Source organism: Aeromonas sp. ZOR0002 (assembly GCF_963866995.1).
GTDB classification, from domain to species: Bacteria; Pseudomonadota; Gammaproteobacteria; order Enterobacterales; family Aeromonadaceae; genus Aeromonas; species Aeromonas caviae.
Map to the genome: position 1 here is coordinate 49,596 of NZ_CAWMFQ010000330.1, position 15,483 is coordinate 65,078.

15 protein-coding genes, 1 tRNA gene and 1 pseudogene are annotated in these 15,483 nt (G+C 62.5%); 6 read left to right on the forward strand and 11 right to left on the reverse strand.

What is annotated here, in order from left to right; all coding sequences use genetic code 11:
- From AACR77_RS17845 to hinT, 5 genes and pseudogenes are all read right to left on the reverse strand, one after another.
- Positions 1-341, reverse strand: a pseudogene (locus AACR77_RS17845) (hypothetical protein); the annotation flags it as partial.
- A complete protein-coding gene (gene lpoB / locus AACR77_RS17850) occupies positions 331-927 on the reverse strand; it encodes a penicillin-binding protein activator LpoB (RefSeq protein ID WP_010674346.1) in 597 nt (198 codons plus the stop codon). The gene lpoB and the pseudogene AACR77_RS17845, both read right to left, overlap by 11 nt.
- Positions 927-1,325, reverse strand: coding sequence for a YcfL family protein (locus tag AACR77_RS17855; RefSeq protein WP_010674345.1), 399 nt, complete (start codon positions 1,323-1,325; stop codon positions 927-929). Before AACR77_RS17855 ends, lpoB begins: the two co-directional genes overlap by 1 nt.
- A gap of 68 nt (positions 1,326-1,393) precedes the next feature.
- Positions 1,394-2,815, reverse strand: coding sequence for a COG3014 family protein (locus AACR77_RS17860; RefSeq protein WP_042883124.1), 1,422 nt, complete (start codon positions 2,813-2,815; stop codon positions 1,394-1,396).
- Entirely contained in the window at positions 2,815-3,165 is a 351-nt protein-coding gene (gene hinT / locus AACR77_RS17865; protein ID WP_042883127.1) for a purine nucleoside phosphoramidase, read from the reverse strand. Before hinT ends, AACR77_RS17860 begins: the two co-directional genes overlap by 1 nt.
- A gap of 256 nt (positions 3,166-3,421) precedes the next feature.
- Here hinT and AACR77_RS17870 point away from each other — a divergent pair, with 256 nt between their 5' ends.
- Complete coding sequence (locus tag AACR77_RS17870; protein WP_042883130.1) at positions 3,422-5,434, forward strand: methyl-accepting chemotaxis protein; 2,013 nt, start codon at positions 3,422-3,424, stop codon at positions 5,432-5,434.
- Positions 5,435-5,501: 67 nt separating this feature from the next.
- On the opposite strand, the gene AACR77_RS17875 is transcribed toward AACR77_RS17870, so the two are convergent.
- Positions 5,502-6,386, reverse strand: a complete 885-nt coding sequence (locus AACR77_RS17875) for a 6-carboxytetrahydropterin synthase (RefSeq protein ID WP_042883132.1) — start codon at positions 6,384-6,386, stop codon at positions 5,502-5,504.
- A 79-nt stretch (positions 6,387-6,465) separates the two neighbouring features.
- Between AACR77_RS17875 and AACR77_RS17880 the strand changes: the two genes are divergently transcribed.
- Positions 6,466-7,809, forward strand: coding sequence for a dihydroorotase (locus AACR77_RS17880; RefSeq protein WP_039038976.1), 1,344 nt, complete (start codon positions 6,466-6,468; stop codon positions 7,807-7,809).
- Here the strand turns inward: AACR77_RS17880 and AACR77_RS17885 are convergent.
- Entirely contained in the window at positions 7,799-8,092 is a 294-nt protein-coding gene (locus tag AACR77_RS17885) for a hypothetical protein (RefSeq protein ID WP_081999491.1), read from the reverse strand. The genes AACR77_RS17880 and AACR77_RS17885 overlap by 11 nt on opposite strands.
- Before the next feature lie 33 nt (positions 8,093-8,125).
- Here AACR77_RS17885 and AACR77_RS17890 point away from each other — a divergent pair.
- From AACR77_RS17890 to AACR77_RS17900, 3 genes are all read left to right on the forward strand, one after another.
- Positions 8,126-8,202: transfer RNA gene (locus tag AACR77_RS17890), tRNA-Pro, on the forward strand.
- A 120-nt stretch (positions 8,203-8,322) separates the two neighbouring features.
- Positions 8,323-8,799, forward strand: a complete 477-nt coding sequence (locus AACR77_RS17895; RefSeq protein ID WP_042883138.1) for a CC0125/CC1285 family lipoprotein — start codon at positions 8,323-8,325, stop codon at positions 8,797-8,799.
- 203 nt (positions 8,800-9,002) lie between these two features.
- Positions 9,003-10,262, forward strand: coding sequence for a dicarboxylate/amino acid:cation symporter (locus AACR77_RS17900; protein ID WP_042883140.1), 1,260 nt, complete (start codon positions 9,003-9,005; stop codon positions 10,260-10,262).
- 72 nt (positions 10,263-10,334) lie between these two features.
- Here AACR77_RS17900 and AACR77_RS17905 read toward each other — a convergent pair whose 3' ends face one another.
- Complete coding sequence (locus AACR77_RS17905) at positions 10,335-10,781, reverse strand: methyltransferase family protein (RefSeq protein ID WP_042883142.1); 447 nt, start codon at positions 10,779-10,781, stop codon at positions 10,335-10,337.
- Between the two features lie 179 nt (positions 10,782-10,960).
- Here AACR77_RS17905 and alr point away from each other — a divergent pair, with 179 nt between their 5' ends.
- The gene (gene alr / locus AACR77_RS17910; protein WP_042883144.1) at positions 10,961-12,187 is read left to right on the forward strand and encodes an alanine racemase; all 1,227 of its coding nucleotides are present in this window, start codon (positions 10,961-10,963) and stop codon (positions 12,185-12,187) included.
- A gap of 54 nt (positions 12,188-12,241) precedes the next feature.
- On the opposite strand, the gene AACR77_RS17915 is transcribed toward alr, so the two are convergent.
- The 3 genes from AACR77_RS17915 to AACR77_RS17925 all read right to left on the reverse strand — a co-directional run bounded on the left by AACR77_RS17915 (position 12,242) and on the right by AACR77_RS17925 (position 15,455).
- A complete protein-coding gene (locus AACR77_RS17915) occupies positions 12,242-13,186 on the reverse strand; it encodes a TerC family protein (RefSeq protein WP_029314355.1) in 945 nt (314 codons plus the stop codon).
- Between the two features lie 292 nt (positions 13,187-13,478).
- Positions 13,479-14,474, reverse strand: coding sequence for a murein tripeptide/oligopeptide ABC transporter ATP binding protein OppF (oppF, locus tag AACR77_RS17920; protein WP_042883146.1), 996 nt, complete (start codon positions 14,472-14,474; stop codon positions 13,479-13,481).
- Complete coding sequence (locus tag AACR77_RS17925; protein ID WP_042883149.1) at positions 14,475-15,455, reverse strand: ABC transporter ATP-binding protein; 981 nt, start codon at positions 15,453-15,455, stop codon at positions 14,475-14,477.
- Positions 15,456-15,483 lie beyond the last annotated feature (28 nt).

Consider the following 15,483-nt stretch of genomic DNA (forward strand, 5'->3'; position numbering starts at 1 on the left):
AGAGGCGGCGCCTGCTCGGCCCAGTTGGGTTCGTCGCACCACGCCAGCAGCATCAGGCCGGTGGCGGGATCGCCGTGATGACAGGGCAACGCCAGCCCCTGCCCCACCGCCCCCTGGTAGAGCTGCCACTCGGTGGCCCGGTCGATGCCAAGGCGCACCGGATCCGGATGACCGCGGCGCAGGAAGGCCTGCTCGCCAGTGGGGAGGCAGAGCCGGTAGTTGCCGTTGGTCAGGCCCTGGCCAAGCGGCTCAAGGCGCCCCTGATCCCAGGGCGCCGGCAGGCTGGCGAGGAGCGCCAGCTCCGCCAGATCCCCCTGCCCCCGCGGGTCCTCACCAGCCAAAGGTGGACTTCTTGGCCTGTTTGCGGATCTCTTTCTGATCGGCCCACAGCAGTTCGCCGTTCTCCACATCCATCAGGTTCATGGTCATCTGGTAGTAGACGTCCTTCACCTTGCCGTTGTCCTTGACGATGCTGGCGAGGTTGCCATAGACCATGTAGCGGGCACCGGTCTGCTTGCCGAGCCGCACCATGGTGGCGGGATCCACCATGCCGCTGCCCTGCTGGTATTCGAGCTGCTGCTTGACCGCCGCCACCTTGCTCATGTCCACGAAGCGGAACTTGCCCGAGCGCAGCAGCTTGGTGCGGATAGTGTCGGTGATGGCCTCGGTGTCGATGTGCTCCGAGGTCTTGTTGCGGATGGAGTCCATGAACATCACCGGGCGGCCCCCGGCGGTGATCTCGCTGGTGGCCGGGGACGCCAGCATGGAATCCGCCATCTTGTCGGCAATGGCCTGCAAGTCGGAGGAGCCGTAATCGACGGTCACCGTCTCGGTCTCGGTGGGATCGCCATAGCTGACGGTGGTGCTGGAGCAGCCGCCCAGCAGCAGGGCGCCGGTCAGGATCAGCAGGGCATGATTCATTTTCATCAGTAGGATTCCTCCATCACTTCGCGAACGTAAATCCGATAACCCCGTGCAGCCGGGCTCGGCGCCAGGGCGGACAGGGTGCGGGTCTGGTAGCCATGCAGCTTGAGGGGGGTCCAGCCGCGGCCATCGCTGGCCACCTCCTGCCCCGCGTCGTCATACCAGTAGAAGAGATATTGCAGCGTATTGTCACCACGCTGGGTGCTGGCCGCCGCCACGTTGACCTGCAACAGGCCGTTCTGCTGGCGCCGGCTGAGTTCGGTCAGGGTGACGTTGACGTTTTGATGCTGCTCGGCCACCGCCGCCGCACCGGCCGCGCCATAGAGCGCCACGCCGGAAGTATTGGTGGCACAGCCCGTCAGCAGCAGAACCAGGCCCAGGGCCAACCCTTGTGCTTTCATCTTGCTCTCCTTGCCGGTGGCCGTCGGCCTGACCGGTCATTCATCTGAGTTGCCATATCCGGTTCCCCCTAGAGGGGCATCACCCGGGTCGTGAGCCCGCTCCCCAGGCGCTGTACCCACACCAGGGTGGTGCGCCCGGCGTGGACGCTGAGTGGCAGGGTACGCATGGCGCTGCCCGCCCCCAGGGTCAGGGTGACGTTCCCGGCCGGGACCATCCCCTGCCAGCTCGAGGCCTTGGCGGGCAGCGTCAGCCAGCTGCGGGTATCCGCCCGCTCCGAGAGGGTGTTGAAGATCCCCACCAGGATGTTGCCCACATCCCCCCCCTCCTTGGCGGCGGTGCGCCGTACCTGCTCCTTGGCCACCAGCCGCAGGGCCTGCCGGGTCAGCATGCCGGGCAGCCGCTCCTGCAGATCCTTGGCCGCCAGCGCCTCCAGCCTCACCAGCTCGCTGGTCTGCGCCACCCCCTTGCCCACCGACAGGGTGAGCGGGGCGCCGTCGCTGGCCCGATTGTCGTAATAGGGCACCGCCACGGTAAAGGTACGAAAATCGCCGCTGGAGGTGGAGATGGGCAGCGGCAGGAAGAGCTCCCGGCGCGCCGGGATCAGGCCATCTTCAAACAGCACCACCAGCTGGCCCTGATCCTTGGCCAAGGGCGGCGCCTTGCGGCCCATCCGTTGCTCGGTCTCCTTGAGCTCCTCGGGAGAGCCGCGAAGCCGGGCCAGGCGCAGCAGGGCATCCTGCAGGCTCTGGTTGTCCGGCGCTATCTGGTAGCCGCGCTGGTAATCGACCCAGGCGTCGTTGAGATCCCCGGCCGCCTCGTAGAGCACGCCGGAGAAATAGAAGGTGTAGGCGTTCTGGAAACCGTTTTTCACCTGGCCTATCAGACGATCGAGCTCGGGGGCGCCGCGCGACATCAGCTGGCGCATCTCCCCGGCTTCGTCCTCCTGCTCCCCCTCCTGCGCGGCCTTGCGCACCTCGTCGGCCCGCCGTTTAAGGGCCTGCTCCTGCACCTGGTTGGCACGGCGCACCTCTACCAGGGCGCCGTCGGCATCCCCGCGCTGCAAGTAGTTGAGCGCCAGATAGTGGTGCAGCATGGTGCGCTCGTAATCGGGCGCCTGGTAAGCCAGGGTCTGATCGTTGGTGAGCAGGCTGCCCGCCTGGGCCAGTCCCTGGCTCAGGCGGTACTCGGCCTGATTGTCTTCCCACGCAAGCCGGCTGTCGGCGGCGGCAAAGGCCTGCTTGCTGGGGCCGTCCTGACCCGCCAGCCAGGCGATGCGCCCCTTCTCCAGCTGGTCGAGCACGAAGGTGTCGTCCCCCGGGGTCGATTCGCGCACCTCGGGCAGGGCTTCGGCGGCATGGCCCAGCAGCAGCTGGTTGCGCAGAGGCACCATCTGATCCGAGTAGGAGACGAACATGTCTTTCCACTGGGAGGCACAGCCTCCCAGCAGCAGACCGGCCAACAGCAGGCCGGTCGACGGGACGAGGCGCATCACAGGCTCAGCAGGGGTCCCAGGGGCTGGCCACCGACCAGGTGCAGGTGGATGTGATAGACCTCCTGCCCGCCGTGGCGGTTGCAATTCATGATGAGGCGGTAGCCGTCCTCGGCGATGCCCGCGTCGCTGGCGAGCTTGCGGGCCACGGTGAACATCCGGCCCAGCGCCAGCTCGTGATCCGGCTCCACGTCGTTGACGGTGGGGATGAGCACGTTGGGAATAATCAGGATATGGGTCTTGGCTTTGGGCTGGATGTCGCGAAACGCGGTCACCAGATCGTCTTGATAAAGGATGTCGGCGGGGATCTCCTTGCGGATGATTTTGCTGAAAATGGTTTCTTGCGCCATGGGTAACTCCTTTATAGGAAAAAGAAAATTCAATACAAAGCTCAAGCGGCTCCCAAACAGGCCGCCGCAACGCGCCAAGTGTGACACAAGCCGACATTTGGCACAGCCGTTGTCCCAATCGCTTCAGTTATTGTGAAGAATACCGATAGCGAGGAGACGTCCCGCGAACCACAACGGCATCCCCTTCGGGGCATGCAGGGTATCAAAGGGACGGGGTACTCAGGCAAGGGACTTTTGCACAGACAGCGGGACAATAATGAAACAAACAATGTCAGACCTCTCGATCCTACAGAGAGTCTATCTGGGCTTTGCCATCCTGGTCACCGTCATGGTCGCCAGTGCGGTACTGACCTTTCGCGGCCAGAGCGAACTCAGCGGCGCCCTGGATCAGGTGACCCAGGAGTCCATGCCGCTGGTACTCGCCAGCAGCCAGACCCAGATAAGCCTGCTCAGTGCCAACAAATGGCTCACCGACGTGCTGACCGAGCAGGATCTCAAGCAACTGCCGGCGGAAGTGGCCGAGTTGCAACAGGCCAAGGGCCAGGTCGACAAGATGGTCGCCAGCCTCAAGCAGCAGGTGGCGGTTCATCCCCAGTTGCAGGCGGACATGACTGCCCTCGTCAAGCTGGTGGATGACTACCTGCAACTGACCCAGACCCTGCCCGGCGAACACGAGGCCCTGCTCACCCGGCTGCACAAGGTCAATCAGGCCAAGGGCCAATTCCAGGTCAGCCTGCCCCAGTTCAAGAAGAACCTGGGGGACATGATGGTCACCATCGACGACAGCTTTATCAAGATGCTCTCCGAGACCCTGACCACCAAGCTCTCCGCCATCGAGCTCTCCACCATGGATGCCCTCAACCAGAGCATCCCCGCCCCCATCGAGGCGGCGCTCAAGCGCAACAAGATGCAGATCGAGGGCTTCAACAGCACCATCAAGGATCTCCAGGGAGAGCTCAAGGATTTCGACAACAACATGGGCCACTACGTCCATGGCTTCGTGCGTGACACCACGGGCAATGACGGCGTGCTCTCCCAATACCTGGCCCTGATGAAGCAGCAGCAGGCCATGCGCGAGCAGAGCAAGCAGGCGAGCCAGCTCATCCTCAGCATCCAGAACAAGCTGGAGGGGATCACCGCCCAGAGCCAGCAGCTGATGAACGCCAGCATCCAGGCCTCCGATCGGGTGCAGACCCAGAGTACCCTGACCCAGGGGATCAGCATCGCCATCGCCATCTTCGTCGCCATCCTGGTGGCCTTCACCCTGGGCAAGGCCATCCGCCGCCCCTTGAAAGAGCTGCTGCGGGTGCTGACCGAGGTGACCCAGGGTGACATGACCCAGCGCGTCGGCTTCAAGAGCCAGAACGAATTCGGCCAGCTCGCCAGCCAGATCAACCTGTTGATCCACCAGATGGGGGATGTGCTCAAGCAGCTCTCCCAGGCTTCGACCCAGCTCAACAGCGCCGCCCACGACAACCGCCACACCACCGAATCGGTGCGGGCGGATCTGGAGAAACAGCGTCAGGAGACCGCCTCGGTCGCCGCCGCCATGACCCAGATGGAGGCCTCGGTGCGGGAGGTGGCCCAGGCCGCCAACCAGACCCTGGAGCGGGTGCAGGATGTGGAGAAAGCCTCCGAGATGGGGCGCAAGGTGATGGCAGGCAACATCACCACCACCCACCAGCTGGCGGGCAAGCTGCAGCAGACCGGCAAGGTGATTGGCGACGTGAGCGCCATGAGCGGCCAGATTGGCAACATCCTCGACGTCATCCGCGGCATCGCCGAGCAGACCAACCTGCTGGCCCTCAACGCCGCCATCGAGGCGGCCCGTGCCGGCGAGCAGGGACGCGGGTTTGCGGTGGTGGCCGACGAGGTGCGCAACCTGGCTGGCCGCACCGCCCAGTCCACCAGCGAAATCCAGACCATGATCGAGAACCTGCAGCAAGGCGTCGCCCGGGCAGTCAACGTGATGCAGGAGTGCTCCCGCGAGATGGACAGCTGCGTGGATCAGAGCTCCCAGGCCAACAACGCCATGGAAGAGGTGCAGGGCATAGTGGTGCTCATCAGCGACATGTCCAGCCAGATAGCCTCCGCCGCCGAGCAGCAGCAGGCCACCAGCGCCGACATCGCCACCAACCTCAACCGCATCTCCGACATCTCGGATCTCAACTATCAGGGCATAGAGCGGGTCGCCGAGACCAGCCAGCAGCTCGACTCCCTTGCCGAGCAGCAGGAGGGGCTGGTCCAGCGCTTCCGCCTCAGTGCCTGATGGCCACGACCCGATACGACAAGGCCCCGCATTGGCGGGGCCTTTTCATGGCAGCGAAGAACCTGGATCAGGCGTAGGCGATGGCGCCCTTGCCGACCCCTTCATAGGCGACAATCTTGACGAACTTGTCCCCTACCTGCTTCTTCACCTCTCGGGCGATGTAGTGGGCCAGCAACTCGATGGTGGTGTCGGTGTCGATCATCTCCACCTCCGCCGCCGGCATGGCGAGCTGGAACAGCCCCTGGGGCGCCACGTACTTGAAGCCGATGTAGTGAGCGTCCCCTTCTTTCAGTGACGCCTCGGCCCGCTCGCTCAGGGCGAGTTCGCCAAGGGCCACCCTGTCCTCTTCGGTGCCCAGGTAGATGTCGGCCCAGCGCTCGGCCCAGTTGAACTCCAGCTCCTCGTCACGCTCCCCGTCCACCAGGATCTCGACGGGAGAACGGTGGCCGTGGGCGATGCGCTGGCAGTTGCCGTCGTGCTTCTTGAGGCCGTGGCTGTAGTGGTAGAAGGCGCCCTCGATGCGCTCCTGGCGCAACGTCAGGGAGAGATCCTTGATGTTGCCGGGCAGACGCTTGGCCAGTACCCCCAGCAGATAGCGGGTCACCGACTCCTTATCCACCTGGGGGGCGGGAATGAAGGCAAAACCCTGGGCCGGGCAGCGCAGGTGGATGGCGCGACCCGGACGCAGCAGATCCACGGTGCTCTCGTCGTTCTCCAGCGCGTGGACATGGACCAGGGGACATTCCGTCGGCACCAGCAGCTTGTGATCCACCTCTTCATCGATGATCGACTTGATGAGTTTCTTCACCCGACCGAAGTCCAGCAGCATGCTCATCTCGTTGAGCTCGCCACTCATCTCGATGTCCACCAGCCAGCTCTCGCCCACCATGCCGCGGCGCTCGCATAAATAGCTGGAATCGATCACAGTCAAATCTCTAACAAATAACTTCATTACTCAGGCCTTGCTACAGAGAAAGTGCAGTTTGCGATATTATGACCCCGGATTATCGGCAAAGGAACTGGAACCCCCCATGAACAAATTGCTTATCAAGAATGCCACCCTGGTCAACGAAGGCCGCATCTATGCCTCCGACGTCCTGATCGAGGGTGAGCGGATCGCCCGCGTCGCCCCGGACATCAGTGCCCCCGATGCCGTGGTGATCGATGCAACGGGCCGTCATCTCATCCCCGGGATGATCGATGATCAGGTCCACTTCCGGGAGCCCGGCCTGACCCACAAGGGAACCATCGCCAGTGAATCCCGGGCCGCCGTGGCCGGTGGCACCACCAGCTTCATGGAAATGCCCAACGTCAATCCCCAGACCACCACCATCGACGCCCTCGAAGCCAAATACCAGATCGCCGCCAACTCCGCCGCCGCCAACTACAGCTTCTACCTGGGTGCCACCAACGACAACCTGGAAGAGATCAAGAAACTCGATCCCAAGCAGTCCTGCGGTATCAAGATCTTCATGGGGGCCTCCACCGGCAACATGCTGGTGGACAACCAGGAGACCCTGGCAGCCATCTTCCGCGAGAGCCCGGTGATGATCGTCACCCACTGCGAGGACACCCCGTCCATCAAGGTGCTGGAAGACGAAGCTCGCGCCAAGTGGGGCGAAGACGTGCCCATGCGCGAGCACGGCCGCATCCGCAGCGCGGACGCCTGCTACAAATCCTCCAGCATGGCGGTCTCCCTGGCCAAGCAGTACGGCGCCAAGCTGCACGTGCTGCACCTGACCACGGCGAAAGAGCTCTCACTCTTTACCGCCACCCCGGATCTGAAGGATCTCAAGGACAAGAACATCACCGCCGAAGTGTGCGTCCACCACCTCTTCTTCAACGAGGCGGACTACGACACCCTGGGCAGCCAGATCAAGTGCAACCCGGCGGTGAAGAGCGCAGCCGACCAGCACGCCCTGCTGGATGCGGTACGCAACGACGTGCTCGACATCATCGCCACCGACCACGCCCCCCACACCTGGGAAGAGAAGCAGAACAGCTACTTCAAGGCGCCGTCCGGCGTGCCCCTGGTGCAGCACTCCCTGCAGGCGCTGCTGGAGCTCTACCACAACGGGGTCTTCAGCCTGGAAACCATCGTCAAGAAGACCTCCCACGCGGTGGCCGAACGCTTCCAGGTGCAGGATCGCGGCTACATCCGGGAAGGCTACTTCGCCGACCTGGTGCTGCTGGATCTCGGCAAGCCCTACGTAGTCACCGACAGCAACCTGCTCTACCTGTGCGGCTGGTCCCCGTTCAACGGCTACCGCTTCCAGAGCACCATCGAGATGACCCTGGTGAACGGCCAGATTGCCTGGCAGAACGGCCAAGTCACCGACAAGGTATTGGGCAAGCGACTCACCTTCAACCGCTGACCTGGATGATGACCGCTTCCAGCGCGCCCTGCTTGAGATGACCCTGGTGAACGGTCAGGTCACCGACAAGGTATTGGGCAAGCGCTTGACCTTCAACCGCTGATCTCGGCTTGAGAGCATCACGCCAAACGGCCACCTCCGGGTGGCCGTTTTTCCTGCAAGACAACGATGAGGTGCCGACAAAATGCACCACTGGTCGCACTTTGATCCGAAGTTGCTCGCAAAGCAGGCAAACGATCTCGAACCTGAATTTCCCCTGTTGACAGGGTCGGGGCATCTCCATAAACTCCCTCCCCGTCAGCCGAGCTGACTCCGTCGGTGTGTAGCGCAGCCAGGTAGCGCATCTGCATGGGGTGTAGAGGGTCGGAGGTTCGAATCCTCTCACACCGACCAAATTCCCCGAGAAAGGCCTTGTCAGACGACAAGGCCTTTTCTTTTATGGTCTTCCGCCGCGATTGTCTCTCCGATCCCTTTGTGCTGTAGTAAAACCCCCTTTGCCAAGCGGCCCGCATCATGTTGTCTTCCCTTCGTACTTTCTGCACCCTTGCCCTCAGCGCCCTGCTGGTCGGCCAGCTAGCGGGCTGCGCCACCGCCTATGACAGTGAAAAATCGTTCTGGAATGGCCAGACCGGTTTTTCACAGACCCAGCTTGGCCCGGCCCGCTGGCAACTGGAGTTTGTGGGCAACGATCTGGTGGACAGGGAAACGGCGCGCAAATACGTGCTCAAGCGGGCCGGTGAGGTGGCACAGGCAAAGGGATACCCCTGGATTCAGGTCGAGACGCTGACCCTGTCGCGGGATGCCGTCAGGGTCACCCCGACCCGCCCCCAATTCGGGTTCGACGAGTACGAGCCAGACACCTTCATGGACGACATGCAGGTGGAACACCGCACCTCGGCCCTGCTCGTCTTCACCCTGGAGGCCAGCCCCCGGGACGCGCAGAGCATGGAAGCCGTTTATCTCGCAAAAATTAAAATAAACAGCGATTAATACAAATAAATCACAAGATGCATATCAAATGCAGCTAACAACAACACAAAACTCCGAAACAAGTCACTGGATTTCCCCTTCGCGATTAGGCATGCTCCAGCACACCGGCTGTCTGGATTCCACCGCCCGGATCACAAAAAAGGACTGAGGCGGTCCCTCGCCGCCTGCACAGGCATTGCACCTATCGAAACCGGAACTCCCCCATGAAAATGAACAAGTTGACCGTTGCCATCCTCATTGCGATGTTGCTTGGCATCGTGACCGGGCAGGGTTATCGCCTGCTCGCGCCCGCACAGGCCGCAGGCTTTGCCGATGACATTACCCTGCTGACCGACATCTTCCTGCGCCTCATCAAGATGATCATCGCCCCCCTGGTGTTCACCACGCTCGTGGTCGGTATCGCCAAGATGGGCGACACCCGCACCGTGGGCCGCATCGGCGTCAAGACCCTGGGCTGGTTCATGCTCGCCTCCCTGATGTCCCTGACCCTGGGGCTGGTCATGGTCCACCTGATGCAACCTGGGGTGGGGCTCTCCCTCTCCCTGCCCGATGACGGCACCAGCTCAGGCGTGGTTGCCACCGCCATCTCCCTCAAGGATTTCGTGACCCACGCCATCCCGAAAAGCGTGGTCGAAGCGATGGCCACCAACGAGATCCTGCAGATCGTGGTCTTCTCCCTCTTCTTCGGGCTGGCCGCCGCCGCCCTGGGGGACGACGCCAAGCCCGTGGTCAAGCTGATGGCCAGCGGCGCCGAGATCATGCTCAAGGTGACCGGCTACGTGATGAACTTCGCCCCGTTCGCGGTGTTTGGCGCCATCGCCGCCATGGTCGCCAAGGAGGGGCTCGGCATCCTAGCAACCTATGGCACCTTCATGGCCCAGTTCTATCTGGCGCTCGGCTGCCTCTGGCTGCTGCTCATCGCCATGGGCAGCCTCTTCATCCGCCGCCGCATCCTGACTCTGCTCACCCTCATTCGCGAACCCATCCTGCTGGCCTTCTCCACCGCCAGCTCCGAGGCCGCCTACCCCAAGACCCTGGACAGGCTGGAGAAATTTGGCTGTGACAAGCGCATCGCCAGCTTCGTGCTCCCCATGGGCTACTCCTTCAACCTGGACGGCTCCATGATGTACTGCACCTTCGCGGTGATGTTCATCGCCCAGGCCTATGGCATCGAGCTCTCCACGGCCCAGCAGATCACCATGCTGCTGCTGCTGATGGTTACTTCCAAGGGAATGGCCGGGGTGCCCCGCGCCTCCCTGGTGGTGATTGCCGCCACCCTCAACCAGTTCCACATCCCGGAAGCGGGCATCTTGCTGCTGCTCGGTATCGACCACTTCCTCGACATGGGGCGCTCCGCCACCAACGTGCTGGGCAACGCCATCGCCGCGAGCGTGGTGGCCAAGAGCGAAGACAGCCTGGGTGAGACCGCCCCCCTCGGCGAGGTGGACACCGCCAAGGCGTGATCCCCCCTGACACCCATGACAACGGCCCGCTTCTGCGGGCCGTTGTCATATGCCTGATGGGCACGCCGCGCCTCAGCACCAGCGCCTGACCTGTCGGCAATAGTCGTCATAGGCATCGCCGAATTGTCGCCGCAGCGCCTGCTCCTCCGCCAGGATCTGGAAGCAGGTAAGCCAGCCCCAGAGCAGCAGCGGCCCGAGCCACACTGCCATGCCTCCCAGATAGCACGCCAGCGCCAGGGTCCAGCAGAGCAGCCCCAGGTACATGGGATTGCGGCTGATGCGATAGACGCCCCGGGTCACCAGCACCCGGCTGCTCTCCAGCCGCTGGGGGTGCACAGTGGTGCGCTGCTGCCAGAAATGCAAAAGCGCACCGCCCCCCAACAGGGCTCCCGCCAGCCACAGCGTGGCGACCAGCACCAGCCACAGGGGCGCCGCCCTCCCCTCGCCCAGCCCCAGCCACATGGCGAGCACGATGACGACGAACAGCAGCAGCGGTGGAATCCGCAACGTCAGCTTCATATTTTCTTCCTGCAACACGTGCCACGATTGACGCCGTTGAGATACACTCCCAGAGTCGGCATCTGGTTAAAAAGTGAAATATATCATTAGCATAGCAACATGCCATGACCAGACCTGCCGCAGCTCGCCTCAGCGATGAGCCCAGCCTCAACTCAAGACAATAAGAAAGGACTTGCCCCATGCACAAGAAAACACTGCTCGCGACCCTGATCTTTGGCCTGCTGGCCGGCCAGGCGGTCGCCGCCCCCTACCTGCCGCTCGCCGACGACCACCGCAACGGTCAGGAACAGACCGCCGCCAACGCCTGGCTGGAAGTGGATCTCGGTGCCTTCGAGCACAACATCCAGACCCTGAAGAATCGCCTCGGTGACAAGGGCCCGCAGATCTGCGCCATCATGAAGGCGGACGCCTACGGTCACGGCATCGACCTGCTGGTCCCTTCCGTGGTCAAGGCAGCCATCCCCTGCATCGGCATCGCCAGCAACGAAGAAGCACGTGTTGCCCGAGAGAAGGGCTTCGAAGGTCGCCTGATGCGGGTGCGTGCCGCCACCCCGGATGAAGTGGAGCAGGCCCTGCCCTACAAGCTGGAAGAGCTCATCGGCAGCCTGGAGAGCGCCAAGGGGATCGCCGACATCGCCCAGCGCCATCACACCAACATCCCGGTGCACATCGGCCTGAACTCCGCCGGCATGAGCCGCAACGGCATCGATCTGCGCCAGGACGATGCCAAGGCCGATGCCCTGGCCATGCTCAAGCTCAAGGGGATCACCCCGGTCGGCATCATGACCCACTTCCCGGTGGAGGAGAAAGAGGACGTCAAGCTGGGGCTGGCCCAGTTCAAGCTGGACTACCAGTGGCTCATCGACGCCGGCAAGCTGGATCGCAGCAAGCTCACCATCCACGCCGCCAACTCCTTCGCCACCCTGGAAGTACCGGAAGCCTACTTTGACATGGTGCGCCCGGGCGGCATCATCTATGGCGACACCATTCCCTCCTACACCGAGTACAAGAAGGTGATGGCGTTCAAGACCCAGGTCGCCTCCGTCAACCACTACCCGGCGGGCAACACCGTCGGCTATGACCGCACCTTCACCCTCAAGCGCGACTCCCTGCTGGCCAACCTGCCGATGGGCTACTCCGACGGCTACCGCCGCGCCATGAGCAACAAGGCCTATGTGCTGATCCATGGCCAGAAGGCTCCCGTCGTGGGCAAGACTTCCATGAACACCACCATGGTGGACGTCACCGACATCAAGGGGATCAAACCCGGTGACGAGGTGGTCCTGTTCGGACGCCAGGGTGATGCTGAAGTGAAACAATCCGATCTGGAGGAGTACAACGGTGCCCTCTTGGCGGACATGTACACCGTCTGGGGCTACACCAACCCCAAGAAGATCAAGCGCTAAGCAAATTGCTGACATGAAAAAGGGCTCCCGAGGGAGCCCTTTTTATTGCACCGTTCACGCCGCCTTTTTGCGGGTCATCAGCAGACTCAGCCCCATGGAGGCCAGCAGGATCAGCGCCACCACGCCAAGGGCGATGCCGGTCGGTATCTTGAAGATATCGAGCAGCAACATCTTGACCCCGATGAACATCAGGATCAGCGCCAGGCCGTATTTGAGCAGGGCGAAGCGATCGGCCACCCCGGCCAGCAGGAAGTACATGGCGCGCAGCCCCATGATGGCGAAGATGTTGGAGGTGAGCACGATGAAGGGATCCGTGGTCACCGCGAAGATGGCCGGGATACTGTCCACCGCGAAGATGAGGTCGCTCACCTCCACCAGCACCAGGATGAGCAGCAGTGGGGTCGCGTAGCGCACACCGTCACGCCAGACGAAGAACTTCTCCCCCTCCAGCGTCTCGGTCACCTTGAAGCGACGACGCATCCAGCCGAGCAGGGCATTGTTCTCGAGATCCGGCTCCTTGTCGGCCGCCCACAGCATCTTGGCACCGGTCAGCAGCAGGAAGGCCCCGAACAGGTAGAGGATCCAGTGGAACTGCTCGATGAGCCAGCTGCCCGCGAACACCATGCCGGCGCGCATCACGATGGCCCCCAGCACCCCGTAGAGCAGGACCCGGCGCTGCAGCTCCGCCGGAATGGCAAAGTAGCCGAACAGCATCAGCCAGACGAAGACGTTGTCCACCGCCAGTGCCTTTTCGATGAGGTAGCCGGTGAGAAACTCCAGCCCCTTCTGGTTCGCGATTTCGCGCCCGGCACTGTGATCCAGCCAGAGCCAGATGGCCAGGTTGAACAGGAGCGCCACGCTGACCCAGATGAGAGACCAGATGCCCGCCTCTTTCAGCGACACCTTGTGCGCCTTGCCGCCACCGACAAAGCGGATATCAATCCACAACAGGACCAGCACTATGCTGAAGAAACCGGTCCACATCCACCATTCACCCATTTTCACTTCTCCCAAAACGACAAAACCCACGGCCGGGAGGCAGTGGGTTCGCGTTTGGAGCAGATACACCTTGCCTCTCGGCAAGGTCTCACTTACAGCCGACTTGCGTCAACTGCCCGGCTGCCGGGTGCACTGCAGGATATGGGTGCACCGTAATGACGACAAACCGGCGAGAAGTTACTCCCCTTGTGCGGCGGATAGTAGCAGCGACAACCGCTGGCGCCAAGAGAGGATTTGATGGGCAGGCAAAAAAGAGGGGCGCCACCCGGGCGCCCCTGTCACGATCCCATCCTCAGAGCGGATCCACCTTGAGACAGGAAACCGCGTGGTCGAAGTTGCCCTCGAGCTGAGGCCGGGTCTTGGCGCACTCCGGACCTGCCACCGGGCAGCGGGTGCGGAACACGCAGCCGGAGGGCGGATTCATGGGGGATGGCAAGTCCCCTTCCAGGATCTGAATGACCTTGCTGCGCTCCAGATCCGGATCCGGGATGGGGACCGCCGACATCAGCGCCTTGGTATAGGGGTGCAGGGGATTGGCGAAGATCTCCTTGCCAGTCCCCAGCTCCACCGCGTTCCCCAGGTACATCACCAGCACCCGATCGGAGATGTGTTTGACCACGGAGAGGTCGTGGGCGATGAAGATGAGGGAGAGACCCATCTCCTTTTGCAGGGATTTGAGCAGGTTCACCACCTGAGCCTGGATGGAGACATCCAGCGCCGAGACCGGCTCGTCACAGATGATCATCTTGGGCTCGAGGATGAGCGCCCGGGCGATGCCGATGCGCTGGCACTGGCCGCCGGAGTACTCATGGGGGTAACGGTTCACCAGGTTCGGCAACAGACCCACCTTGGTCATCATGGCGCGCACCTTCTCCTTCACCTCTTCCCTTGGCAGGGTCGGGTAGAAGGTGATGAGGGGCTCGGCGATGATGTCGCCTATGGTCATGCGGGGGTTCAGGGAGGCCAGCGGGTCCTGGAAGATCATCTGGATTTCCTTGCGCTTCTCCCGCAGGGCGTTCTGCTCGAGCTTGGTCAAGTCCTGCCCAAGCCACACCACCTTGCCGTCGGTGGCCGGTACCAGGCCGATGAGGGCACGGGCGAAGGTGGATTTGCCGCAACCGGACTCCCCCACTACGCCCAGGGTCTCCCCTTCGTAGAGGCGCAGGGTCACCCCGTCCACCGCCTTCAGGGCGGAGGGCTTGGCCCAGGGCCAGGCCTTGTCACTCTTGATATGGAAGTGAACCTTGAGGTCGGACACTTCCAGCAGCAGTTTCTTGTCAGTACCCATTTAGTTCACTCCCTTGATCATGGCATCCGATACCCAGTGGCACGCCCGCTCCCGGCCGTCGTTGAACGGTGTCAGGATCGGCGATTGCTGGCCACACATCTCGCTCACCCGGTGGCAACGCTCCTGGAAGGGACAGCCAGTGGGCAAACGCAGCAGGTTGGGCGGATTGCCCGGAATGGTGGGCAGCTCTTCCCCTTCGGTGTCGAGGCGGGGAATGGCGCGCAGCAAGCCTTCGGTATAGGGGTGGCTCGGGCGATAGAAGATATCGTTGACCCGGCCGTACTCCATGGTCCGGCCTGCATACATCACCAGCACCTTGTCGCAGATGCCGGCCACGACGCCAAGATCGTGGGTGATCATGATGATGGCGGTGTTGAACTCGCGCTTGAGCTCGTTCATCAGGGTCATGATCTGGGCCTGTACCGTCACGTCCAGCGCCGTGGTCGGCTCGTCGGCGATGAGCAGCTGCGGCCGGCACAGGAGCGCCATGGCGATCATCACCCGCTGGCGCATGCCGCCTGAGAACTCGTGGGGGTACATGTTCATCCGCTTGCGCGACTCGGGGATCTTCACCGCGTCCAGCATGCGCACCGACTCCTCGAAGGCGGCAGCCTTGGTCATCCCCTTGTGCAGCATCAGCACTTCCATCAGCTGATCCTTGACCTTCATGTAGGGGTTGAGCGACGTCATGGGGTCCTGGAAGATCATGGCGATCTTCTCGGAGCGGATCTTGTTGAGCTTGTGCTCCGGCAGATTCAGGATCTCGTCCCCCTGAAATTTGGCCGAGCCGGTGATGACGCCGTTCTTGGCCAGCAGCCCCATGATGGCAAAGGCAGTCTGGGACTTGCCTGAGCCCGACTCCCCGACGATCCCCAGGGTTTCGCCAGCAGAAAGAGAAAAGTTGAGGTCGTTGACGGCCACCACATTGCCGTCCGGGGTCTTGAACTCGACCCGCAGATCTTTCACATCCAGTAATTTCATCTCAGTACTCCTTATCGCGCTGTCGTGA